At 71.1% G+C, this 22398-nt stretch carries 18 protein-coding genes; 11 read left to right on the top strand and 7 right to left on the bottom strand.

Going from position 1 to position 22398, the window contains the following annotated elements; all coding sequences use genetic code 11:
* Positions 1–112 precede the first annotated feature (112 nt).
* The gene (locus ACZ67T_RS20835) at positions 113–1111 is read right to left on the bottom strand and encodes an aldo/keto reductase (protein ID WP_469985946.1); all 999 of its coding nucleotides are present in this window, start codon (positions 1109–1111) and stop codon (positions 113–115) included.
* A gap of 98 nt (positions 1112–1209) precedes the next feature.
* Here ACZ67T_RS20835 and ACZ67T_RS20830 point away from each other — a divergent pair, with 98 nt between their 5' ends.
* From ACZ67T_RS20830 to serA, 6 genes are all read left to right on the top strand, one after another.
* The gene (locus tag ACZ67T_RS20830; RefSeq protein WP_469985824.1) at positions 1210–2160 is read left to right on the top strand and encodes a 2-hydroxyacid dehydrogenase; all 951 of its coding nucleotides are present in this window, start codon (positions 1210–1212) and stop codon (positions 2158–2160) included.
* A gap of 246 nt (positions 2161–2406) precedes the next feature.
* Positions 2407–5421, top strand: coding sequence for a putative bifunctional diguanylate cyclase/phosphodiesterase (locus tag ACZ67T_RS20825; protein ID WP_469985823.1), 3015 nt, complete (start codon positions 2407–2409; stop codon positions 5419–5421).
* Between the two features lie 243 nt (positions 5422–5664).
* A complete protein-coding gene (locus ACZ67T_RS20820) occupies positions 5665–7506 on the top strand; it encodes an acetolactate synthase large subunit (protein ID WP_469985821.1) in 1842 nt (613 codons plus the stop codon).
* A gap of 29 nt (positions 7507–7535) precedes the next feature.
* Positions 7536–8060: an acetolactate synthase small subunit gene (gene ilvN, locus ACZ67T_RS20815; protein WP_100594986.1), complete on the top strand. Its 525-nt coding sequence runs from the start codon at positions 7536–7538 to the stop codon at positions 8058–8060.
* A 109-nt stretch (positions 8061–8169) separates the two neighbouring features.
* Positions 8170–9171, top strand: a complete 1002-nt coding sequence (gene ilvC, locus ACZ67T_RS20810; RefSeq protein WP_469985819.1) for a ketol-acid reductoisomerase — start codon at positions 8170–8172, stop codon at positions 9169–9171.
* A 321-nt stretch (positions 9172–9492) separates the two neighbouring features.
* Positions 9493–11118 carry a phosphoglycerate dehydrogenase gene (gene serA, locus ACZ67T_RS20805; protein ID WP_469985818.1) on the top strand — a complete coding sequence of 542 codons (1626 nt, stop codon included), beginning with the start codon at positions 9493–9495 and terminating at the stop codon, positions 11116–11118.
* A gap of 151 nt (positions 11119–11269) precedes the next feature.
* Here serA and ACZ67T_RS20800 read toward each other — a convergent pair whose 3' ends face one another.
* Entirely contained in the window at positions 11270–12811 is a 1542-nt protein-coding gene (locus tag ACZ67T_RS20800) for an MFS transporter (protein WP_469985816.1), read from the bottom strand.
* Positions 12812–12907: 96 nt separating this feature from the next.
* Between ACZ67T_RS20800 and ACZ67T_RS20795 the strand changes: the two genes are divergently transcribed.
* Positions 12908–13492: a TetR/AcrR family transcriptional regulator gene (locus ACZ67T_RS20795; RefSeq protein WP_469985814.1), complete on the top strand. Its 585-nt coding sequence runs from the start codon at positions 12908–12910 to the stop codon at positions 13490–13492.
* Here the strand turns inward: ACZ67T_RS20795 and ACZ67T_RS20790 are convergent.
* A complete protein-coding gene (locus ACZ67T_RS20790) occupies positions 13481–14659 on the bottom strand; it encodes a helix-turn-helix domain-containing protein (protein ID WP_469985812.1) in 1179 nt (392 codons plus the stop codon). The two genes, ACZ67T_RS20795 and ACZ67T_RS20790, sit on opposite strands and share 12 nt — an antisense overlap.
* A gap of 183 nt (positions 14660–14842) precedes the next feature.
* Between ACZ67T_RS20790 and ACZ67T_RS20785 the strand changes: the two genes are divergently transcribed.
* Both ACZ67T_RS20785 and pruA read left to right on the top strand, forming a co-directional pair.
* Positions 14843–15769 (top strand): proline dehydrogenase family protein, encoded by a 927-nt coding sequence (locus tag ACZ67T_RS20785; protein WP_469985810.1) that lies wholly within the window; start codon positions 14843–14845, stop codon positions 15767–15769.
* Between the two features lie 32 nt (positions 15770–15801).
* Entirely contained in the window at positions 15802–17433 is a 1632-nt protein-coding gene (gene pruA / locus ACZ67T_RS20780; RefSeq protein ID WP_469985809.1) for an L-glutamate gamma-semialdehyde dehydrogenase, read from the top strand.
* 93 nt (positions 17434–17526) lie between these two features.
* On the opposite strand, the gene bla is transcribed toward pruA, so the two are convergent.
* The 4 genes from bla to ACZ67T_RS20760 form a co-directional block, all read right to left on the bottom strand.
* On the bottom strand, positions 17527–18429 hold the full coding sequence (bla, locus tag ACZ67T_RS20775) for a class A beta-lactamase (RefSeq protein WP_469985808.1): 903 nt from the start codon (positions 18427–18429) through the stop codon (positions 17527–17529).
* An 84-nt stretch (positions 18430–18513) separates the two neighbouring features.
* Positions 18514–19710, bottom strand: a complete 1197-nt coding sequence (locus ACZ67T_RS20770) for a lysophospholipid acyltransferase family protein (RefSeq protein WP_469985806.1) — start codon at positions 19708–19710, stop codon at positions 18514–18516.
* Positions 19707–20561, bottom strand: a complete 855-nt coding sequence (locus ACZ67T_RS20765; RefSeq protein ID WP_469985804.1) for a phosphatidate cytidylyltransferase — start codon at positions 20559–20561, stop codon at positions 19707–19709. Before ACZ67T_RS20765 ends, ACZ67T_RS20770 begins: the two co-directional genes overlap by 4 nt.
* Positions 20558–21385, bottom strand: a complete 828-nt coding sequence (locus ACZ67T_RS20760; RefSeq protein ID WP_469985803.1) for a CDP-alcohol phosphatidyltransferase family protein — start codon at positions 21383–21385, stop codon at positions 20558–20560. Before ACZ67T_RS20760 ends, ACZ67T_RS20765 begins: the two co-directional genes overlap by 4 nt.
* Before the next feature lie 82 nt (positions 21386–21467).
* On the opposite strand from ACZ67T_RS20760, the gene ACZ67T_RS20755 reads away from it, so the two are divergent.
* Together ACZ67T_RS20755 and ACZ67T_RS20750 are read left to right on the top strand one after the other, a co-directional pair.
* Positions 21468–21998: a GNAT family N-acetyltransferase gene (locus ACZ67T_RS20755; RefSeq protein WP_469985944.1), complete on the top strand. Its 531-nt coding sequence runs from the start codon at positions 21468–21470 to the stop codon at positions 21996–21998.
* A 252-nt stretch (positions 21999–22250) separates the two neighbouring features.
* Positions 22251–22391 carry a hypothetical protein gene (locus ACZ67T_RS20750; protein ID WP_469985801.1) on the top strand — a complete coding sequence of 47 codons (141 nt, stop codon included), beginning with the start codon at positions 22251–22253 and terminating at the stop codon, positions 22389–22391.
* Positions 22392–22398: the final 7 nt, after the last annotated feature.

The following is a 22398-nucleotide window of genomic DNA, read 5'->3' as shown; positions in this document are numbered from 1 at the left end:
AGCCACCCCGCAGGTTCCCGATCGACCCCGACGCGTTCGGACCAACCCGCTCCCGCCCGCCGAGCTCACGGCCCCAGCCCCGGAACCCCCTCAGCTCCACCAACCCCGAGCCTCAGTCCCAAGACCCCCTGGCCCGCGGCAGCTCCCCGATCTCCGCCACGTCACGCTCGGTGAGGCGCAGCTCCGCGGCCTGTGCGTTCTGCGCCGCCCAGCGCTCCCGCTTGGCACCCGGCACCGGCACCACGTGCCGTCCGCGCCCCAGCACCCACGCCAGCGCCACCTGCGCCGGAGTCACCGCTTCCCCGTGCCGCGCGGCGATCCGGCGCAGGCCCGCCACGATCGGCTGGTTGGCCGCCATCATCTCCGCGGTGAACCGGGGATGCCGGGCCCGCAGATCGTCCGGTTCGAAGCCCTGCCCGGGCGTCAGCGTGCCCGTGAGGAAGCCGTTGCCCAGAGGCATCGCGGCGAGGAACCCCACGCCCCGTGTCTCGCACCACGGCAGCAGTGTCTCCAGGGCCTCCGGCGACCACACCGAGAGCTCGGCCTCCACCGCGCTGACCGGGAACACCTGCTGCACCCGCTCAAGCTGCCGGATCGTTCCCGCATGCAGCCCGGCGCTGCCCCGCCGCGTCGCCCGCGCCCCCACCGCGCACAGCCCGAGCGCCCGCACCTTTCCCGCGCCGACGAGCTCCGCCATGGCACCCCACGTCTCCTCGACGGGCACCTCGGGGTCGGCGCGGTGCAGCTGGTAGAGGTCGATCGTGTCCGTCTGGAGCCGTCGCAGCGACGCGTCGCAGGCCCGCTTCACATACCCGGGCCGGCCGTTGGCGACGATGTGCTGCTCCCCGACGAGCAGCCCGCACTTGGTCGACACGAAGGCGTCGCCGCGGCGCTCCTTCAGGACCCGTCCGAGCAGCAGCTCGTTCGTGAACGGCCCGTACATGTCCGCCGTGTCCAGCAGGGTCGACCCCCGGTCCAGCGCGGCATGCACAGTGCGTACGGACTCCTCCCCCCGCTGCCGCGAGCCGGTGTACGCCCAGCTCATCGGCATGCACCCGAGCCCGATCGCGCCCACCTCGAGCGCTGCCGCCCCGATCGTCCTGCGCTCCACCTGGAAGTAGCCTCCCCCTGCGTGTCCGAGAGGCACCCAAACTAACCTCTGGGACCCGGCCCGCCGCGCACAGCCCACCTCCCATTAGCCTCCTGACCATGAGTGCTGAGGTATCCGCCGACGTATGGCTCCCGTTCCGTGAGGACGAGGTCCCCGGGCTTCCCGAGGGGCTCAACTACCGCTTCTGGGACGGCGGCCCCGACTTCCCCGCCGACCCGGCCGACTGCGCCTTCTACGTGGTCCCCTACATGAAGGGCCCGGACGTGGGCGTACGGCCCATGGCCGAGATGACGTCCGTACGGGCCGTGCAGACGCTCTCCGCCGGTATCGACCACGTACAGGGAGGCCTGAAGTCGCTCCCGTCGGGCGTGCGGTTGTGCAACGCGCGCGGTGTGCACGAGGCGAGCACCGCCGAGCTCACCCTCGCCCTGATCCTGGCGTCCCTGAGGGGCATCCCCGGCTTCGTGCGGGGACAGGAGAGCGAGGAGTGGCGGTCCGGTTTCTATCCGGCGCTCGCCGACAAGAACGTACTCATCGTCGGGTACGGGTCGATCGGCTCCGCCATCGAGGACCGGCTCGCTCCCTTCGAGTGCGCGCGGGTCGTGCGCGTCGCGCGCTCTGCCCGCCCGACCGCGCGCGGCCCCGTGCACCCGCTCGCCGAACTGCCCGCCCTGCTCCCGGACGCGGACGTGGTGATCCTTTCGACGCCGCTCAACGAGACGACGCGGGGTCTCGCAGACGCCGGCTTCCTGGCACGACTCAAGGACGGTGCCCTGCTCGTGAACGTCGCGCGCGGGGCCGTCGTCGACACCGAGGCGCTCCTGACCGAACTGGAGAGCGGCCGGATCGCAGCCGCCCTCGACGTCACCGATCCTGAACCCCTGCCCCAGGGGCACCCGTTGTGGCACGCTCCGGGGGTACTCGTCAGCCCGCACGTCGGCGGCTCCACATCCGCCTTCTGGCCGCGGGCCAAGCGTCTGCTCGCCGCACAGCTGACCCGGTTCGCGGCGGGAGAACCGCTCGAGAACGTCGTCCTGACGACGGACTGAGGGCGGGCTCCGAAGAGGCCCATCCGCCGCCTCCCGGCCCGACTTCGCACGCCCCCGCACACGCTCCGCGCCCGGCCGGATGCGCCCCGTGCGCGTATTACCGGTGATCGTCACGGAGAGTAGAGGGGCTATGTCCCTGAGTGACGAGTCTGGTGTATCGTCCCGACTGGGACAGCGCCGTGGATAGTTCGGCGCCGGGGGCGGACGACCGGGACTGCGAGGGGGGCGACGGGCGATGCATGGCCTATGGGCGAACGATCCGACGCGGCGGGGCCGCCGGCGACGACCCGTGCGCGCACCGGGCCGCACGAGCCGGCCCGGCTGCCACGGCAGCCGCAGGGGCGGACGCCACAGGAACGGCGGACGCCGGAGGCCTCAGCAAGCAGAGCGCGGACACCGGGACACGGGGGCGGCACGGACCGGAGTGTCCCCGTGAGCGCCCCCGGGGCCGTGGTCACCAGCCGCCGCCTGTTTCAGGGCGGAGGGGTCGGCCTCGGCTCACAGCTCGTGCTCGCGCTCCTGTGCGCCGGGTACGCCACGGGGTCCGTGCTCGGCTGGGGATCCGACGGGCTCGCCCTGTTCATGGGCGACTTCGGGCTCAGCGCCGCCGCCGCGGTCGCCGCCGTGTCGAACTTCGCGTACGCACGCAGCCGGCGCAGCCGCTTTCGACCGGCCTGGATCCTGTTCGCGGTCTCCTCCGCCATGGCGTCCCTGGGGAACGCGGTGTGGGGCTGGTACGAGGTCGTCCTCCAGCGCCCGGTGCCGACCCCGAGCCTCGCCGACCTCTTCTTCCTGTGCTTCGCGCCGCCCGCCATCGTCGGACTGCTCGTCCTCGCCAAGCGGCCCTTCACCAAGGCCGGTTGGGTCTGTCTCGCGCTCGACTCCTGGCTCATCGCCGGCTCGCTGATCACGCTGTCCTGGAGCCTCGCCCTCGCGCACACCGCGCGGTTCGAGGGACAGAGCGTCACGCGTACCGCGCTCTCCCTCGCGTACCCGCTCCTCGACATCGTGCTGGTCAGCATGGTGCTCGCGCTGCACTTCCGCCGTTCGCCCGGCAACCGCACGGCGGTGAACACCGCGATCGGCGCGCTCGCCCTGACCGTGATGTGCGATGCCTTGTTCACCTCGCCGCTGCTGCACGCGAGTTACCACTCGGGGGAGATCCTCGACGCCGGCTGGTTCGCCGGGTCGCTGCTGCTCGCGTACGCGCCCTGGGTGGGGCCGAGGCGCGGGGAGCACGACGGAGGGCCCGCGTTCGTGCGGTACCAGGTCACCCGCCCCATCTCCGGATCGCTCGCGGCGCTCACGCCCTATCTGGCCGCCGCCGTCTGCACGCTGGGGATTCTCTACAACGTCCTGAACGGCCACAGCATCGACCGCGTGGTCCTGTTCACGGCATGCACCGTCGTCCTGGCCCTCGTCGTGCGCCAGGGCATCATGCTCCTCGACAACATCACCCTCACCCAGGAGCTGGCGCAGAAGGAGAACCACTTCCGCTCCCTGGTGCAGGGCTCCAGCGACGTCATCATGATCGCCGCTCCGAACGGCATCCTCAGATATGTCAGCCCGGCCGCCGCCGGGGTCTACGGGCGCGACGCCGAGGAACTGGTCGGCTGCGAGCTCGCCTCGATCATCCATCCCGAGGACCTCGGGCGCGTCGTCCACGAACTGCGCCGCTTCCTCGCGGCGAGCCAGATCGAGGAGCCCACGACCCGTATCGAATGCCGCTTCCGCTCCGGCGCCGGAGCCTGGCTGAACGTGGAGTCGACGGTGAACCGCCATCACGGCGGCCTCATCCTCAACAGCCGTGACGTCACCGAACGGGTGCGCCTGCAGGCGCAGTTGCAGCACAACGCCGAGCACGACCCGCTCACCGACCTGCCCAACCGCGCCCTGTTCACCAAGCGGGTCGGCCGCGCGCTTGGAGGCCGCCGCGCCACCGACCGCGGCACGGCCGTTCTCTTCATCGACCTCGACGGCTTCAAACAGGTCAACGACACCATCGGCCACCAGGCGGGCGACGAACTCCTCGTCCAGGCCGCCCGGCGGCTGGCCGAATCCGTGCGCTCGGGAGACACCGCCGCCCGCCTGGGAGGCGACGAGTTCGCGGCGCTGATCGTCGGCGGCGGAAGCCGCGACGACACCGCACGTGAGCAGCACATCTACGAGCTCGCGGACCGTCTGAGGATCACCCTGTCCCAGCCGTACGCCATCGACGGCAACGATGTCCGGGTGGCCGCCTCCATCGGTGTCGCCTTCGCCGAACCCGACGTGTCCGCAGGCGAGTTGCTGCGCAACGCGGACCTGGCGATGTACCGGGCGAAGGCCGCCGGAAAGGGCCGGGTGGAGCTGTACGCGCCCCAGATGCAGGCCGACGTCGTGCGCAAGGCGGAGCTCGCCACGCGGCTGCGCACCGCCCTGCACGAGGGCGAGTTCGCCCTGCTGCACCAGCCGGTGGTCTCTCTCGGTACGGGCCGGATCGCGTCGGTGGCCGCGCAGGCCCGCTGGCGCTCGACCCAGGGCATCCTGTTCACGCCCGCCGAGTTCCTGCGCACCGCCGAGGAGGGCGAGCGCACCGCCGAGCTCGGCCGCTGGATGCTGGAGGAGGCCGTCGAGCAGGCCGCCGAGCGCGGGCGCCGGGGTCATGCCGTCCCCGTGGCCGTCCGGATCAGCGCCCGCAGACTGCTCGACCGGTCGCTGCCTCTCGGCTCCATCGAGGCGCTCCTGACCCGGCACGGGCTGCCCTCGGGCGCGCTGGTCATCGAGCTGGCCGACAGCGACCCCAGGGTGCCCCTGGACGAGCTGGAACGCCGTCTCACCGCGCTGCGCCGACTCGGTATCCGGATCGCCCTCGACGGCTTCGGCAGCGGATACGCGGCCATCACGGCGCTGCGCAGGCTCCCTGTCGATGTGCTGAAACTCGACCGCAGCCTCGTGGAAGGGGTGGTGGAGTCCGCCCGACTGCACAAGATCACCAGTGGTCTGCTGCGCATCGCGGGCGACCTCGGCCTGAGTTCCGTGGCCGACGGCGTCGACCTGCCCGAACAGGTCGTCGCTCTGCGCGCCATGGGGTGCACCCACGGACAGGGGATGGCCTTCTCCGGGCCGCTCGACGAGTACCGGCTCCGCCGCGCACTGGCCTCGGGGGGCTACCCGGTGCCGAGCGGTCCGGCCGAGCCGGTGTTCGCGGGCGCACCGTTGCCGTCCGGCCGGACGGCCCTGCTCCGCTCACATAATGAGACTCCCGTCCCACCTACTTGACACGCGCAGTGCGCCGGAGAGAGGGTCAATGCCATGCGCACCCGAATTCTCGTACTTGGAAAGCGCGTCGGCTGAAGCTGGGGCCCACCGGTCCGAACACCGGATCCCAGCTACCGCACCCGGCGCGCTCCCCTCGCTTGCCTCACGGCACGAGGGGTTTTTTGTTGCACAAGCGCCTGTAGTCCAGTAACCGAACACCGTACAAACCTCGCAAAAACCCTCAGCATCGAGAAGAGAATGCCGATGACCGAGCAGGCCACCGGGGCCCACCATCCGCAGCCGCGGCCCCGAGGACAGCAGTCCGCCCCCGTCGAGCACGTCACGGGTGCGAAGTCCCTCATCCGTTCGCTCGAGGAGGTCGGGGTCGACACCGTATTCGGCATTCCCGGCGGCACGATCCTTCCCGCGTACGACCCGATGATGGACTCCGAGAAGGTCCGTCACGTCCTCGTCCGGCATGAGCAGGGTGCGGGTCACGCGGCCACGGGTTACGCGCAGGCCACCGGCAAGGTCGGTGTGTGCATGGCGACATCGGGTCCGGGTGCCACGAACCTGGTGACGCCGATCGCCGACGCGTACATGGACTCGGTGCCGCTGGTCGCGATCACCGGTCAGGTCGTGTCCAACGCCATCGGCACGGACGCCTTCCAGGAGGCGGACATCGTCGGCATCACGATGCCGATCACCAAGCACAGCTTCCTCGTCACCAGGGCCGAGGACATCCCGAAGGCGATCGCGGAGGCGTTCCACATCGCCTCGACCGGTCGCCCCGGCCCGGTCCTCGTGGACATCCCGAAGGACATCCTGCAGGCGCAGACGACGTTCTCCTGGCCGCAGACCCAGGACCTGCCCGGCTACCGCCCGGTGACCAAGCCGCACGCCAAGCAGATCCGCGAGGCCGCGAAGCTGATCACCGCCGCGAAGCGGCCTGTCCTCTACGTCGGCGGCGGTGTGCTCAAGGCGCACGCCACGGCCGAGCTGAAGGTCCTCGCCGAGCTCACCGGAGCGCCCGTCACCACCACCCTGATGGCGCTCGGCGCATTCCCCGACAGCCACCCGCTGCACGTGGGAATGCCGGGCATGCACGGTGCGGTCACCGCCGTCACCGCGCTGCAGAAGGCCGACCTGATCGTCGCCCTCGGAGCCCGCTTCGACGACCGCGTCACCGGCAAGCTGGACAGCTTCGCCCCGTTCGCGAAGATCGTCCACGCCGACATCGACCCGGCCGAGATCGGCAAGAACCGGGTCGCCGACGTGCCGATCGTCGGTGACGCCCGCGAGGTCATCGCCGACCTGGTCCAGGCCGTGCAGAAGGAGCACAGCGAGGGCCACAAGGGCGACTACAGCGGCTGGTGGAACGACCTCAGCCGCTGGCGCGACACCTACCCGCTGGGCTACGACCAGCCCGAGGACGGCTCGCTCTCGCCGCAGAACGTCATCGAGCGGATCGGCCAGCTCGCGCCCGAGGGCACGATCTTCGCCGCGGGCGTCGGCCAGCACCAGATGTGGGCCGCGCACTTCATCCAGTACGAGAAGCCCGCCACCTGGCTCAACTCCGGCGGCGCCGGAACGATGGGCTATTCGGTGCCCGCAGCGATGGGCGCGAAGGCCGGCATGCCGGACCGGGCCGTCTGGGCGATCGACGGCGACGGCTGCTTCCAGATGACCAATCAGGAACTGACCACCTGCGCGCTCAACAACATCCCGATCAAGGTCGCCATCATCAACAACGGCGCCCTCGGCATGGTCCGCCAGTGGCAGACGCTGTTCTACAACCAGCGTTACTCCAACACCGTGCTCCACAGCGGCCCCGACGACATCCAGGCCAACAAGGGCACCCGCGTCCCCGACTTCGTCAAGCTGTCGGAGGCCATGGGCTGTTACGCCATCCGGTGTGAGCGCCCCGAGGACCTGGACAAGGTCATCGCGGAGGCCAACTCCATCAACGACCGCCCCGTCGTCGTCGACTTCATCGTCCACGAGGACGCCATGGTGTGGCCGATGGTCGCCGCAGGCACCTCCAACGACGAAGTCATGGCCGCCCGCGGGGTCCGCCCCGACTTCGGCGACAACGAAGACGACTGAGACCGAGAGCGAAAGAGAGACCAAGAGCCATGTCCAAGCACACGCTCTCCGTCCTGGTCGAGAACAAGCCAGGTGTCCTCGCCCGGATCACCGCACTGTTCTCCCGCCGCGGGTTCAACATCGACTCCCTGGCGGTCGGCGTCACCGAGCACCCCGACATCTCCCGCATCACCATCGTGGTGAATGTCGAGGACCTGCCGCTCGAACAGGTCACGAAGCAGCTCAACAAGCTGGTCAACGTCCTGAAGATCGTCGAACTGGAGCAGGGCCACGCCGTCCAGCGTGAGCTCGTCCTCGCCAAGGTCCGCGCCGACAACGAGACGCGCTCGCAGATCGTCGAGATCGTCCAGCTGTTCCGCGCCAAGACCGTGGACGTCTCCCCGGAGGCCGTCACCATCGAGGCCACCGGCTCCAGCGACAAGCTGGAAGCCATGCTCAAGATGCTGGAACCCTTCGGCATCAAGGAGCTCGTCCAGTCGGGCACCATCGCGGTCGGCCGCGGCTCGCGCTCCATCACCGACCGGAGCCTGCGGGCGCTCGACCGCACGGCCTGAGCCCTCAGGTGCTTTCGAGCACCCTCTCGTATACCGAGACCCGAAAACTTCCCTCCGCAATCCCGCCGTACGGTGGGACGCAACACCTGCACACCAAGGAGAAAATCCAGTGGCCGAGCTGTTCTACGACGACGATGCCGACCTGTCCATCATCCAGGGCCGCAAGGTCGCGGTGATCGGTTACGGCAGCCAGGGCCACGCCCACGCGCTGTCGCTCCGTGACTCCGGTGTCGACGTCCGCGTCGGTCTGCACGAGGGCTCCAAGTCCAAGGCCAAGGCCGAGGAGCAGGGCCTGCGCGTGGTGACGCCGTCCGAGGCCGCCGCCGAGGCCGACGTCATCATGATCCTGGTCCCGGACCCGATCCAGGCCCAGGTCTACGAGGAGTCCATCAAGGACAACCTGAAGGACGGCGACGCGCTGTTCTTCGGCCACGGCCTCAACATCCGCTACGGCTTCATCAAGCCCCCGGCCAACGTGGACGTGGCGATGGTCGCGCCCAAGGGCCCGGGTCACCTGGTGCGCCGTCAGTACGAAGAGGGCCGCGGCGTTCCGTGCATCGCGGCCGTCGAGCAGGACGCCACGGGCAACGGCTTCGCGCTGGCCCTCTCCTACGCGAAGGCCATCGGCGGCACCCGCGCCGGTGTCATCAAGACGACCTTCACCGAGGAGACCGAGACCGACCTGTTCGGTGAGCAGGCCGTTCTCTGCGGTGGCACCGCCGCACTGGTCAAGGCGGGCTTCGAGACGCTGACCGAGGCCGGCTACCAGCCGGAGATCGCGTACTTCGAGTGCCTCCACGAGCTGAAGCTCATCGTCGACCTCATGTACGAGGGCGGCCTGGAGAAGATGCGCTGGTCGATCTCCGAGACCGCCGAGTGGGGCGACTACGTCACCGGCCCGCGCATCATCACGGACGCCACCAAGGCCGAGATGAAGAAGGTCCTCGCCGAGATCCAGGACGGCACGTTCGCCAAGAACTGGATGGACGAGTACCACTCGGGCCTGAAGAAGTACAACGAGTACAAGACCCAGGACGAGAACCACCTCCTGGAGACCACCGGCAAGGAGCTCCGCAAGCTCATGAGCTGGGTGGACAACGACGAGGCGTAAGCCTTGCGACGAGGGGGCCGGGGCGAATGCCCCGGCCCCCTCGTCGAGGTGGACGGTCGGCGTCAACCTGGTTGTCCACCGTGTCCAGCCACGGACGGGTGATCCTTCCGTGGAGGCGCAAGACCACCACCGAAGCGCCACTAGACTGCAGAACACATTCGCGTCGGGCCCACAGCGTCGTGCGTCTACCACGCGGCACAGCGACACCGAAGAAGTGCATTCACGCCCCGGCGTCTGCGAACGACACGGGAACGCACCCGTACTTCCCCGGCGCCGCTGACACCCCTCCACCGCCTGCGGCCGTCGGGACGGCCGTCCGCAATGGGACTTGTGAGGACTCACGTGAGCACTGCTGCAACCGGCAAACCTGTCGTACTCATCGCGGAAGAGCTGTCTCCCGCGACCGTCGACGCTCTTGGCCCTGACTTCGAGATCCGCCAGTGCAACGGCGGAGACCGGGCCGAGCTGCTCCCGGCCATCGCCGATGTCGACGCGATCCTGATCCGCTCGGCCACCAAGGTCGACGCCGAGGCGATCGCCGCCGCGAAGAAGCTGAAGGTCGTCGCACGAGCCGGCGTCGGCCTCGACAACGTCGACGTCTCCGCCGCCACCAAGGCCGGCGTGATGGTCGTCAACGCTCCGACCTCCAACATCGTGACCGCCGCCGAGCTCGCCTGCGGCCTGCTCATCGCCACCGCGCGCAACATCCCGCAGGGCAGCCAGGCCCTCAAGGCCGGCGAGTGGAAGCGCTCCAAGTACACGGGCGTCGAGCTGGCCGAGAAGACCCTCGGCGTCGTCGGCCTCGGCCGCATCGGCGCGCTCGTCGCGCAGCGCATGTCGGCCTTCGGCATGAAGGTCGTCGCGTACGACCCGTACGTGCAGCCCGCGCGCGCCGCCCAGATGGGTGTCAAGGTCCTCACCCTCGACGAGCTGCTCGAGGTCTCCGACTTCATCACCGTGCACCTCCCCAAGACCCCCGAGACGGTCGGCCTCATCGGCGACGAGGCGCTGCGCAAGGTCAAGCCGACCGTCCGCATCGTCAACGCCGCGCGCGGCGGGATCGTCGACGAGGCGGCGCTGTACTCGGCGCTCAAGGAGGGCCGCGTCGCCGGCGCCGGCCTCGACGTGTACGCCAAGGAGCCCTGCACGGACTCCCCGCTGTTCGAGTTCGACCAGGTCGTGGCCACCCCGCACCTCGGTGCCTCCACCGACGAGGCGCAGGAGAAGGCCGGTATCGCCGTCGCCCGCTCCGTGCGGCTCGCGCTCGCCGGTGAGCTCGTCCCGGACGCGGTGAACGTCCAGGGCGGCGTCATCGCCGAGGACGTCAAGCCGGGTCTGCCGCTCGCCGAGAAGCTCGGCCGGATCTTCACCGCGCTCGCGGGCGAGGTCGCGGCCCGCCTCGACGTCGAGGTCTACGGCGAGATCACGCAGCACGACGTGAAGGTGCTCGAACTCTCCGCTCTGAAGGGCGTGTTCGAGGACGTCGTCGACGAGACGGTGTCGTACGTGAACGCTCCGCTGTTCGCGCAGGAGCGCGGTGTCGAGGTCCGCCTCACCACGAGCTCCGAGTCCCCGGACCACCGCAACGTCGTCACCGTGCGCGGCACGCTGACCGGCGGCGAGGAGATCTCGGTCTCCGGCACGCTGGCCGGCCCCAAGCACCTCCAGAAGATCGTCGCCGTCGGCGAGTACGACGTGGACCTCGCCCTGGCCGACCACATGGTCGTCCTGCGCTACGAGGACCGTCCCGGTGTCGTCGGCACCGTGGGCCGCGTGCTCGGCGAGGCGGGCATCAACATCGCCGGTATGCAGGTCGCCCGTGCGGACGTGGGCGGCGAGGCGCTGGCCGTCCTGACCGTCGACGACACGGTTCCCGCCGGGGTGCTCAGTGAGCTGGGTGACGAGATCGGCGCGGCGTCCGCGCGCTCCGTGAACCTGACTGACTAGTTCTTGGGACGTGGTGGGGCCCGAGTCACCCTTTTGGGGGGCTCGGGCCCTTCTTTTTTCTCCCCCCGGCCCGCCCTTTCCTGAACGTCCTGAACGCCGGACGGGCTGAAGTTCGGCCCGTCCGGCGTTTCTTCTGTCGAGGACATCGGGGTCAGGCCGTAGCCTCCTCCAGCTCCGGCTCCCGATGGTCCTCCTGCTGCGGCGCGGCCACCCCGCGCAGGCCGCGCAGGGCCAGTACCGCCGCCCCCAGCAGGACCACCCCGCCCGCCACCGCGGCCATGTGCATGCCGCTCGTGAACGCTTCCCGGGCCGATGCGAGGAGCGCGTCGCCCGCCCGGCCCGGCAGGTGCTGCGCCACCGCGAGCGCTCCGCCCAGCGTCTCCTTCGCCTCGGCCGGCGCGTCACCGATCTCGTGGCGGTAGACCGCCGTACCGATCGAGCCCAGGACGGCCATACCGAGGGCGCCGCCGAACTCCTGGCCCGTCTCGAGGAGGGACGACGCCGCGCCCGCCTTCTCCGCCGGGGCCGCGCCGAGCGCCAGGTCCGTGAGCTGGGAGCCCACGATCACCGCGCCGGAGGCGAGTACACCCGCGCCGGCCAGGGCGGTCCACAGGGAGTCCGTGCCGGTCAGCGTCAGGAGGCCGTAGCCGCAGGCGCTGGTCAGGAAGCCGACGGTGACGACGGACCCGCGGTGCACGCCCCGCTGCACGAGGACCGTCGCGAGGGGGGCGGCGAGGCCGATGAAGACGGTCGGCGCGAGCGCCCACAGCGCCGCTTCGAGCGCGCTCTTGCCGAGGACGGCCTGGAGGTACTGGGTGGTGAAGTACGCCGAACCCATCATCGCGAAGGCGGAGATGAGGTTGAGGGTGACGGCGGGACCGAAGCCGCGGCCCCGGAACAGGGCCGGCGAGATCATCGGTGACTCGACGGTGCGCTGGCGGCGTACGAACAGGGCGGCGAAGGCGAGGCCCACCACGATCGAGGCGACGTAGAGCGGCTCGAAGCCCTCGGAGGGGATCTCCTTGATGCCGTAGACGAGGGGGAGCACCGCCGCCATGGACAGCGGCACGCTCAGGAGGTCGAAGCGGCCCGGCTTCGGGTCCTTGAACTCGGGGAGCAGGACCGGGGCCAGCAGCAGGAGCAGGGCCATCGCGGGCAGGTTGACGAGGAAGACCGAGCCCCACCAGAAGTGCTCGACGAGGATGCCGCTCATCACCGAGCCGAGCGCGATGCCGCCGGTCATGACGCCGGACCAGATACCGATGGCCGTCGCGCGCTGCTTGTCGTCGCGGAACATGTTGCGCACCAGCGCCATCGTCGTGGGCATCAGGGTCGCGCCGCCGATGCCGAGCAGGGCGCGGGCCGCGATGAGCATCTCCGCGCTGGTGGCGTAGGCCGCGCAGACGGAGGCGGCGCCGAAGGCGGTGGCGCCGATCATCAGGAGCTTGCGGCGGCCGATGCGGTCGCCGAGGGAGCCCATCGTCATCAGCAGGCCGGCGAGCACGAACGCGTAGATGTCGAAGATCCACAGCTGCTGGGTGCCGGTCGGCTCGAGGTCCGCGCTGATCGAGGGGATCGCGAAGTAGAGGACGGAGACGTCCATCGAGACGAGGAGCAGCGGAAGCATCAGGACCGCGAGTGCCGTCCATTCGCGGCGCCCCGCACGGGAGTTGGTGCTCGGTGAGTTCGTCATGAGGAGGACTGTACGGGCGTCTTAAACGCTTGTCTAGTACGCGCGTATAGAACGACCGTATGGGACGGCTGTATGAATCAGGGGTACGGTGGCGCCATGGGACATCGCGAGGATCTGCTCGAAGGCGCCAAGCGCTGCCTTCTGGAGAAGGGGTTCGTGCGCACGACGGCGCGCGACATCGTCAAGGAGTCGGGCGCCAACCTGGCGTCCATCGGCTACCACTACGGGTCGAAGGACGCGCTGCTCGCGCAGGCGTACATCGCGCTGGTCGAGGGCTCGTCCGACCACTTCGACCGCGGCGGGGAGCTGACCTCCGCGCCGGGCTCGCTGGAGCGCTTCCACGAGGTGTGGGCCAACGTCATCGGGACCATGGGCAAGCCCGGCTCCATCTGGCATCTCGGCATGGAGCTCGTGGTGATGGGCGACAAGCTGCCGGCCGTACGGGACTTCGTGGCGAAGGCGCAGCGCGAAGGCGGGCGCGGCGTCATCCCGATGTTCATGGGGGGCGAGGAGCCGCCCGCCGACGACCCCAGCGTCGACACCCTCGGCAAGTTCTACATGGCCCTGATGTCCGGGATCATCGCCCAGTACATGCTCGATCCGGAGACCGCACCCACCGCGGACGAACTGACCGAGGGCGTACGGCAGTTGATGGCCGCCGCCCAGAAGTCACAGGCGTGACGCCTTCAGCCCCATGTGCAGGAGCAGCCGGTCCTCGCCGTCGTCCAGGTCGAGGCCGGTGAGCTGCTCCACGCGGGACAGGCGGTAGTAGAGGGTCTGGCGGTGGATGCCCAGCTCCGCCGCCGTGCGGCCCGCCTGGCCCGCACAGTCGAGGAACACCTCGGTGGTGCGGGCCAGTTGGCTGTTCGCGGGCAGCAGGAGCGGGGCCAGGACCGGGTCGTGCACCGTGTCCGGGGGCAGCGCGGTGAGCAGCCGGTACGGGCCGATCGCCGCCCAGTGCGCGTCCGGGCCGAGACGTGGCTCGGCGAGTGCCGCGCGCGCCGCGGCCGTCGCCTCCTGCCAGGCGGCGCCCAGGTCGCCCAGCTCACGCCGCGCGCCCGCGAACCCCGCCGCGACGACCGCCGTACCGGCGCGCTCCCGCAGCTTCGCCGCCGCCGCCAGGGCCGGCCCGAGCGCGTCCGCCGACCGCAGCCGCACCAGCAGGGCCAGGGCCTGCCCGGCCGCACCCCACGGCACCATGCACAGGGCGTCGGCCGCGGGGATCGTACGGAAAGAAGGCGCTTCGTCCGGGTCCGCCGACGGCCACGGCGCGACGCACACCACCGCGTGCAGCCCGTCCGCGCGCGCCCCGAGCGCCGTGCGCAGGGCCGCCACCGCCATGTCCCGCTGCCAGCCGCGCTCGGCTGTGAGGACCTCGCGGAACTCGCGGGTCAGGTCGGCGCCCGCCTGTGCCTCGTCCGCGAGCAGTGCGCCGATGCGGCCCGCCACCTCCATCGCGGCGGCCAGCTGCTGCTCGGTCGGCCCCGGATCGTCGTCGAGCAGCCACACATAGCCGAGGACGACACCCCGATGGCGTACGGGCAGGCAGATGCGGCCGCGGTAGACCCCGGCCTCCGGGGTCGGCGGGATGCGGACGGGGTCGGTGGCACGGGCGATGCCGAAGCCCTCGAACCAGGTGCGCACCGCCGCGGTGGAGCGGCGGGTCAGGATCGAGCGGGTGCGTACGGGGTCCAGCGTCGATGCGTCGAATGCGCTGTCGCTGTCGTGCGCGCCGAACGCGATCAGCCCGAAATCCCGGTTCTCCAGCGTCGCGGGGGCGCTGAGCAGCGCGGAGATCTCGTCGACCAGTTCCTGGTAGTCGCCCTTCACCCCGCCATTCTCGCGCACCCCAGCGCACTCTTCAGACAAATGTCTGAGGTGGTGGCCACAGATGCGTGACAGCTGTCGATGGCACACGCTCGGAGGGATCCTTAGATTTCACGGTGGTTCTCCGTGCCGTACCGGTCTGTTGCGATTCAATTCGTTTACACCGATACGGCCCCTCGTTCGTACTCTCCGTGGAGGTGCCCCGTGCTGGGTCCCGTGATTCTCGCCGCGTCGCGCAGCGACAGGATGCGCCGTTTCATCTCGGCAGCCCCCGGCACGAAGCAGGTCGTCGACCGGTTCATCGCCGGTGAGAGCGTCGACGACGTCGTGCCGATCGTCGTGGACGCCTGCGGCAAGGGCCTCGAGGTCACCCTCGACGTGGTCGGCGAGGACATCACGACCCCCGAGCAGGCCGCCGCCGCGCGCGACGCCTACCTCGAGCTGATCGGACGCCTCAAGGACCTGGGCCTCGGCACCAAGGCCGAGATGTCCGTCAAGCTGTCGATGTTCGGCCAGGCACTGGAGGGCGGCCACGAGCTGGCCCTCGCCAACGTCCGCCCGGTCGTCGAGGCCGCCGCCGCGATCGGCACCACGGTCACCCTGGACGCCGAGGACCACACCACCCTCGACTCGATGTTCGCCATCCACGAGGAGCTGCGGAAGGACTTCCCGCAGACCGGATGCGTCATCCAGGCCTACCTCTTCCGCACCGAGGACGACGCCACCCGCCTCGCCGCCGCCGGCAGCCGCGTACGCATCGTGAAGGGCGCCTACAAGGAGCCCGCCTCCGTCGCGTACCAGGACAAGGCCGAGATCGACAAGGCGTACGTCCGCATCCTGAAGATTCTGATGGAGGGCGACGGGTACCCGATGATCGGGTCCCACGACCCGCGCCTCATCTCCATCAGCCAGGAGCTCGCCCGCCGCGCCGGGCGCAAGCTGGACGAGTACGAGTTCCAGATGCTGTACGGGATCCGCAGCGACGAGCACATCCGTCTCGCCGCCGAGGGTCACCGGATGCGGGTCTACACCGCGTACGGCACCGACTGGTACGGCTACTTCATGCGCCGCCTCGCGGAGAAGCCCGCCAACCTGCTGTTCTTCGCCCGCTCCATCCTCACCAAGGGCTGAGCCCCACCTCTCTCAAAGGAGTTCCGAGACTCATGGACGCTGTAACCCAGGTCCCCGCTCCCGTCAACGAGCCGGTGCACGGCTACGCCCCCGGCTCCCCGGAGCGGGCGCGCCTCGAGGTCAAGCTCAAGGAGCTGGCCGAGAACCCGATCGAGCTGCCGATGACCATCGGCGGCGTCAAGCGCCTCGGTGGCGGTGACGAGTTCACCGTCGTCCAGCCGCACAACCACAAGGCCGTCATCGGCACCGGCCGCGGCGCCACGCAGGCGGACGCGCAGGACGCGATCGACGCCGCGCTCGCCGCCGCCCCGGCCTGGCGCGCGATGTCCTTCGATGACCGCGCCGCGATCATCCTGCGTGCCGCGGAGCTGCTCTCCACGACGTGGCGCGAGACCCTCGCCGCGTCCACGATGCTCGGCCAGTCGAAGACCGCGCAGCAGGCCGAGATCGACACTCCCTGTGAGCTCGTCGACTTCTGGCGCTTCAACGTGCACTACGCGCGCCAGATCCTCGCCGAGCAGCCCCCGGCGAACTCCACCGGCGTGTGGAACCGCATGGACCACCGCCCGCTCGAGGGCTTCGTCTACGCGATCACGCCCTTCAACTTCACCGCCATCGCGGGCAACCTCCCCACCGCCCCCGCCCTCATGGGCAACGTGGTGGTCTGGAAGCCGTCCCCGACGCAGACCCACGCCGCCGTGCTGCTCATGCAGCTCCTCGAAGAGGCGGGCCTGCCCAAGGGCGTCATCAACCTCGTCACCGGTGACGGCATCGCCGTCTCCGAGGTCGCCCTGAACCACCGCGACCTGGCCGGCATCCACTTCACCGGCTCGACCAAGACCTTCCAGCACCTGTGGAAGACGGTCGGCACGAACATCGACAAGTACCGCACCTACCCGCGGCTCGTCGGTGAGACCGGTGGCAAGGACTTCGTCGTCGCCCACCCGAGCGCCGACCGCGCCGTCCTCAAGACGGCCCTGACCCGCGGCTCCTTCGAGTTCCAGGGCCAGAAGTGCTCCGCGTCCTCGCGCGCCTACGTCCCGGCCTCCATCTGGAACGACGGCTTCAAGGAAGAGTTCGCGGCCGAGGTCGACGGCATCAAGATGGGTGACGTCACCGACCTGACGAACTTCATCGGTGCCCTCATCGACGACCGCTCCTTCGCGAAGAACAAGGCCGCGATCGACCGCGCCAAGGCGGACGACTCCTGCACGATCGTCGCCGGCGGCACCTACGACGACTCGGTCGGCTACTTCGTCCGCCCGACCGTCATCGAGTGCGACGACCCGGAGAACGAGGTCTTCACGACCGAGTACTTCGGCCCGATCCTCGCCGTGCACGTCTACGACGACGCCAAGTACGACGAGATGCTGGCCCAGATGGAGTCCGTCTCCGACTACGCGCTCACGGGCTCGGTCATCGCGAACGACCGCGCCGCCGCCGCGCACACGATGGACAAGCTCCGCTACGCCGCGGGCAACTTCTACATCAACGACAAGTCGACCGGCGCCGTCGTCGGCCAGCAGCCCTTCGGCGGCGGCCGTGCCTCCGGCACCAACGACAAGGCCGGCGCCCCGCAGAACCTGCAGCGCTGGACCCTGACCCGCGCCATCAAGGAGACGCTGGTCCCGCCGACCGAGTACGGCTACCCGCACATGGGCTGACGCCCGCCCCGGGCGGCCCGCACGGGCCGCCCCCACCCGCCCCCGCCTCCGACCAGGGCCCCACCCCGGTCGGAGGCGGTGTCGTGTCCGGGGTCAGAGCAGCGCGTCCACGGCGACGCGGGTGATGTCGGCGGCGATCCGGTCCTCGCCCGGGGTGTCCGGGTCGAGCCGGGTCGTGTACACGGAGACGACCAGGGGCGCCCCGCCGCCCGGCGGCCAGGCCACGGCCACGTCGTTGACCCCGCCGTAGGCCGGTGACCCGGTCTTGTCGCCCACCCGCCAGCCCGGCGGGAGTCCCGCGCGGATCCGCTTGTCGCCGGTGGTGTTCTCCACCAGCCACCGGGTCAGCTGGCCGCGGTCGAGCGGGTGGAGGGCGTCGCCGAGGACCAGCGCGCGCAGGTCCTCGGTCATGGCGGCGGGCGTCGTGGTGTCCCGCCGGTCGCCGGGGAGGTTGGTGTTGAGGTCGGTCTCCCACCGGTCGAGCCGGGTCACGGAGTCGCCGAGCGAGCGGGCGAACGCGGTGACGCCGCCGGGGCCGCCGATCCGGCGCATCAGCAGATTGGCCGCGGTGTTGTCGCTGTAGGTGATGGCGGCGTCGCACAACTCCCGTACCGTCATGCCGGTTTCGAGGTGCATCTCGGTGCGGGGCGAGGCGGCCACGAGGTCGTCGCGTCCGTAGCGGACCAGTACGTCGAGCAGTCCGGGCTCCTGCTCGCGTGACCTGCGCAGGATCGCCGCGCCGGCGAGCACCTTGAACGTCGAGGCGATCGCGAAGCGTTCCTGTGCGCGGTAGGCGAGGACGGCGCCGGTGCCGGTGTGCAGGGCGTGCACGCCGATGCGTCCGGGGTAGCCCGCCTCCAGCTCGCTCAGCCGCCGCCGGGCGTCACCGCCGGTATCGGAGGAGGGCGCCGCGCTCGCGGTGCCGGGCACGGACAGAAGGGCGGGCGCCAGGGCCGCGGCGCCGAGGAGGGTCCTGCGGGAGGGAGGTAAATTCATGATCTCGAAGGTACGTGAACGGGGTCGGGGACGCGGTGAGGATCGCCCGGTCCGATGGCCCGCGCCCCTGTGTGGCGGCCCGCGTCAGCTCCAGCCCGCCACGATGAGCGAGAGACCGGCCGCGAAGCCGCCGCACAGCAGGCCCAGGTAGAGCCCGTAGAGCCTGCGGAGCCGGTGCGCCAGGAAGCCGAAGGCGCCGAACGCAAGGCCCACCGTGAGGGTGCGGGCGCCACGCGCGCGTGCCGACTCGGTCAGCCAGTGAGTGACAGGGATGTCCGCGCGGCCCGCCTCCTTCACGTAGACCTTGAACGGGATGCCGTTCCAGGGCTGGTGGCGTACCGCCGACGCGCCCTCGACGGACAGTTCGTGACGGACCTGTGCCCGCATCCGGTCCGTCGTCAGGGGTGCCGGCAACGAGACGCCAGCGGACGCCAGTTGGAGCGCGAGCAGGCCGCCCGCGAGGCTGCCCGCCAGCGCCGTGACGGACAGCTTCAGAGCCCGGCGCGGCACCGCCACGCACGCCACCGCGAGGAACAGCTCCGGCATCAGCGGCCAGCTCAGCGCCTCCGCGCACGCCCACGCGAAGGCCAGGAGCAGCCCGAGCCGCGCGCTGATCACACGGGCCAGGACCTTGCGGACGCGGGAGTCCCGCAGCGGCTCCGCGACCGTACGGTCATGCAGCGCCGCGACCGCCTCACGGGCCTCCTCCGGAGTCGCCGTGTGCGGGAGCGGCTGGCCGATCCGCACCCGGACCAGGGACGGGCGCAGCCTGCCGTGCTTGGGCAGGAGCCGGTCCGTGCCCGCGATGCCGACCGGCACGACCGGCACGCGCGCGTGCCCCGCCAGGACCAGGGCGCCCCGGTGGAACGCGCCCAGCTCACCCGCACGCGCGCGCGTGCCCTCGGGGAAGAGGACGACGGCGCGGCCCGCGCGCAGCGTGTCCGCCATGCCGAGCAGGTCGTCCATGCCCCCGCCCGAGCGCCGCACCGGGAACCCGGCGGCGAGGCGGCTGCAGATCCGGCTGCGCCAGGGCGAGGCGAACCAGTAGTCGGCCGCCGCGCCGATCGCCGGCGCGTGCGACGCGTCGAGCGCGGCGAGCAGCGCCGCGGTGTCGGCGTGCGAACTGTGGTTGGCGACCACGACGCAGCCGCCGCGCGGGAGCCGGCCCCGGCGCTCCACGCCGCCGGTGAGGGTGAGGACGAGCCACCACAGGGCGTGGCGAAGCCGGGCGGCGACACGGGCCTGGCGCACCCGGGTCGCGGCGGTCACGGTCGTCGTCACAGGGGCACCACCATCACGAGGAGCAGGGCAACAAGGAGCGAGTCGATACGGTCGAGGAGCCCGCCGAAGCCCGGCAGCCAGCTGCCCGCGTCCTTCACGCCCGCCTCGCGCTTCACCATCGACTCGACGAGATCGCCGAGGACACAGCCGGTCAGCACTGCGGCCCACAGGACCGGCGTGAACGCGCCGACTGCCGCTAGTGCGGCGGCAGTTGCGGCAGCGGCGCCCATCACGCCCGCCCATGTCTTGTTCGGGGACAGCGGGGAGAGGCGGCGCGAGAGCGGCCGCCGCCGGCCGAGCGCGGTACCGCCGCACCACGCGCCCACGTCACCGAACGCCACCGCGACCCCGACCGCGAGCGCCGTGTCTCCGAGCAGCACCAGGCCGCTCAGCGACACCGGGATCCACAGGAGACCGAAGAGCGTGCGGGACGCGCGTGTGAAGCCCTGTTCGGCGTCGCCCGCGCAGACCGCCGCGAGCACGGCGAGTACGAGAAGTGCCCCGGTCGTACGGGGGTCGGGCCCGGCAAGTGCCGTGGCGGGTACGGCAATTGCCGCGGCTGCCAGTACGGCCCGCTCGGCGCGGGGCAGGCCCGCCATCCGCGCGTACTCGCCCACCGCGACCACACCGAGCCCGGCCGCGAGCACGAACGCGCCCGCGCGGCCCACGAAGAAGGCGCCGACGAACAGCGGCGCGGACAGCGCCCAGGTCCGCCAGCGCCTGCGCAGCTCGGCCCGGATCCGTACCCGGGACGGCAACGAGGCGACGGCGACACCACCGGCCCCGAGGACCCCGGCCACGACCGGCACGGCCCGCCCGGCCACCTCACCGGCGACGAACACGGCGCTCATCGGATGCCCCGAAGCTGCGTACCGCGGTCCGCGGGGGACTGCGGGCGGGTGTGGGTGATGCCGCCGGACACCTCGCCGGGGTCGAGGGGGAGGCCTCGATCGGGCTTCGGGGGAGGGGAGTTGAGGAGGGGGGCGGGAGAGGGGGAGGGGGAGAGGCGGCGACGGGTGGTGGCCGGGACCGAGGGCTCCGCCACGGGCCCTGGTACCGGCACCGGCTGCGCAGTCTTCTCGATCACCACAGCTGTATCGGGCTGCCCGAGCGCCCTCCACACCCACACTCCCCGCACCACCGCCGTCACCGCGGACCCCGCCGCGACGATCGCGAGCACCGGTACCGCCCAGCCCGAGGCCGCGGCCACGACCGCGAGGAGGCAGCGCTCCGTCTTGCCGACCGGGCCGCCGTTGCGCCGCGGCGCACCCGCCGCCGCGCCGGCCAGCGAGACCCACGAGGGGAGCGTCGTCGCGAAGACCGCCGCGGCCACCAGCCACAGCGGGGCCAGCGGCAGGAAGCCCGCGACGACGAGCAGGTCGGCCACGCGGTCACCCAGCTCGTTGAGGAGAGCGCCGCGACGCGTCGTACGGCCGGTGTCACGGGCGAGCGCGCCGTCCAGGTTCGCGAAGCCGAGCCGCGCCGCGAGCAGCGCGGCCACCGGCAGCGCGGCGAACGGCGCAGGCAGCCCGGCGAGGGCGGCTGCCGCGCCGGCGGCGCACACGACACCGGCCGCCGTCAGGGCGTCGGGCGAGACCCGCCGGGCGGCGAGCGCGCGGCGCACGCCGGAGAGGCGGCCCGCGTACCAGGGCTTGAGAGCGTAGAGGCCGTTCATGAGGACGACTGTGCCGCCGCGGACGCGGCGTGAAATCGGCGCGCGTACTCAAATGCCGCGTGAGTACGGTGTCCCGGTGACCATGGTGAGCACCGCACACACCGCCGACCTCACGCGCGCCGAACTGCGTTCCGTGCGCGCCCTGTTGGACGACGCCTTCGGCCGCGGTTTCAGCGACGACGACTGGGACCACACCGTCGGCGGCGTGCACGCCCTCGTGCGCGACAGCGCAGGTGACCTCGTCGCGCACGGCTCCGTGGTGCAGCGCAGGGTCGCGCACGCGGGCCGCCCGCTGCGCACCGGCTACGTCGAGGGCGTCGCCGTCCGTGCCGACGCGCGCAGGAGCGGTCTGGGCGGGCAGGTCATGGCGGCCCTGGAGCGGGTGATCGACGCCGCCTACGAACTGGGCGCGCTGTCGGCGTCGCCCGACGGGGCCGGGCTCTACCGGGCGCGCGGCTGGGAGCAGTGGCAGGGCGCCTTCGCCGCGTACGGTCCCGACGGACCGGTGCCGCTGCCGGACGACGAGAGCGCGCCGTACCTGCGCCGCGTCACCGCCGCACTCGACCCGGCCCACGCGCTGCTCTTCGACTGGCGGGGCGGCGACATTCTCTGAGCCCGGAGCGCCCGCCGACCCCGGCGCGACGTCCCCCGCCGTCGTGACTCCCGTCTCAGATAGTAGGAAGTCCGAGTAATTGTGGAGACAGAAGCAGGCTCCTCGCTTAGCTTTGTAGGAGCCGAACGTCTCGCTCGATCCAGCGAATGGCGGTCGTGAGCTGAGCAGAAGGCAGGCAATCCCTGCGGCTCCAGGCTCCCCGCCTCTTCCGGCGCCTCGAAATCCCCCGTGATCTCAAGGAGTCGATCTCTCATGGCCACAGCGACGCCCGTCCGCCGCCGAGTCCGTCACGCATCGCCGTCCGATTCAGACCGCAAGAACGCCGCCGCCGCCCTGCAGCGAGCCCTCGACCGCAGGGACAACGGCGGCGAGACGGGGCACGAGGCCTGTTAGGGCCCCC

This window comes from Streptomyces sp. NPDC107517 (genome assembly GCF_055582645.1).
This window is presented reverse-complemented; position numbering and strand designations above follow the sequence as displayed.

Excerpts from the sequence above, each read along its gene's own strand:
- ACZ67T_RS20765 (WP_469985804.1), bottom strand. The coding sequence starts at position 20,561 with ATGAGCGCCGTGTTCGTCGCCGGTGAGGTGGCCGGGCGGGCCGTGCCG.
- ACZ67T_RS20750 (WP_469985801.1), top strand. The coding sequence starts at position 22,251 with ATGGCCACAGCGACGCCCGTCCGCCGCCGAGTCCGTCACGCATCGCCG.
- ACZ67T_RS20830 (WP_469985824.1), top strand. The coding sequence starts at position 1,210 with ATGAGTGCTGAGGTATCCGCCGACGTATGGCTCCCGTTCCGTGAGGAC.
- ACZ67T_RS20800 (WP_469985816.1), bottom strand. The coding sequence starts at position 12,811 with ATGACGAACTCACCGAGCACCAACTCCCGTGCGGGGCGCCGCGAATGG.
- bla (WP_469985808.1), bottom strand. The coding sequence starts at position 18,429 with ATGAATTTACCTCCCTCCCGCAGGACCCTCCTCGGCGCCGCGGCCCTG.
- ACZ67T_RS20820 (WP_469985821.1), top strand. The coding sequence starts at position 5,665 with ATGACCGAGCAGGCCACCGGGGCCCACCATCCGCAGCCGCGGCCCCGA.
- serA (WP_469985818.1), top strand. The coding sequence starts at position 9,493 with ATGGGACTTGTGAGGACTCACGTGAGCACTGCTGCAACCGGCAAACCT.
- ACZ67T_RS20825 (WP_469985823.1), top strand. The coding sequence starts at position 2,407 with ATGGGCGAACGATCCGACGCGGCGGGGCCGCCGGCGACGACCCGTGCG.
- ACZ67T_RS20795 (WP_469985814.1), top strand. The coding sequence starts at position 12,908 with ATGGGACATCGCGAGGATCTGCTCGAAGGCGCCAAGCGCTGCCTTCTG.
- ACZ67T_RS20760 (WP_469985803.1), bottom strand. The coding sequence starts at position 21,385 with ATGAACGGCCTCTACGCTCTCAAGCCCTGGTACGCGGGCCGCCTCTCC.
- ilvN (WP_100594986.1), top strand. The coding sequence starts at position 7,536 with ATGTCCAAGCACACGCTCTCCGTCCTGGTCGAGAACAAGCCAGGTGTC.
- pruA (WP_469985809.1), top strand. The coding sequence starts at position 15,802 with ATGGACGCTGTAACCCAGGTCCCCGCTCCCGTCAACGAGCCGGTGCAC.
- ACZ67T_RS20755 (WP_469985944.1), top strand. The coding sequence starts at position 21,468 with ATGGTGAGCACCGCACACACCGCCGACCTCACGCGCGCCGAACTGCGT.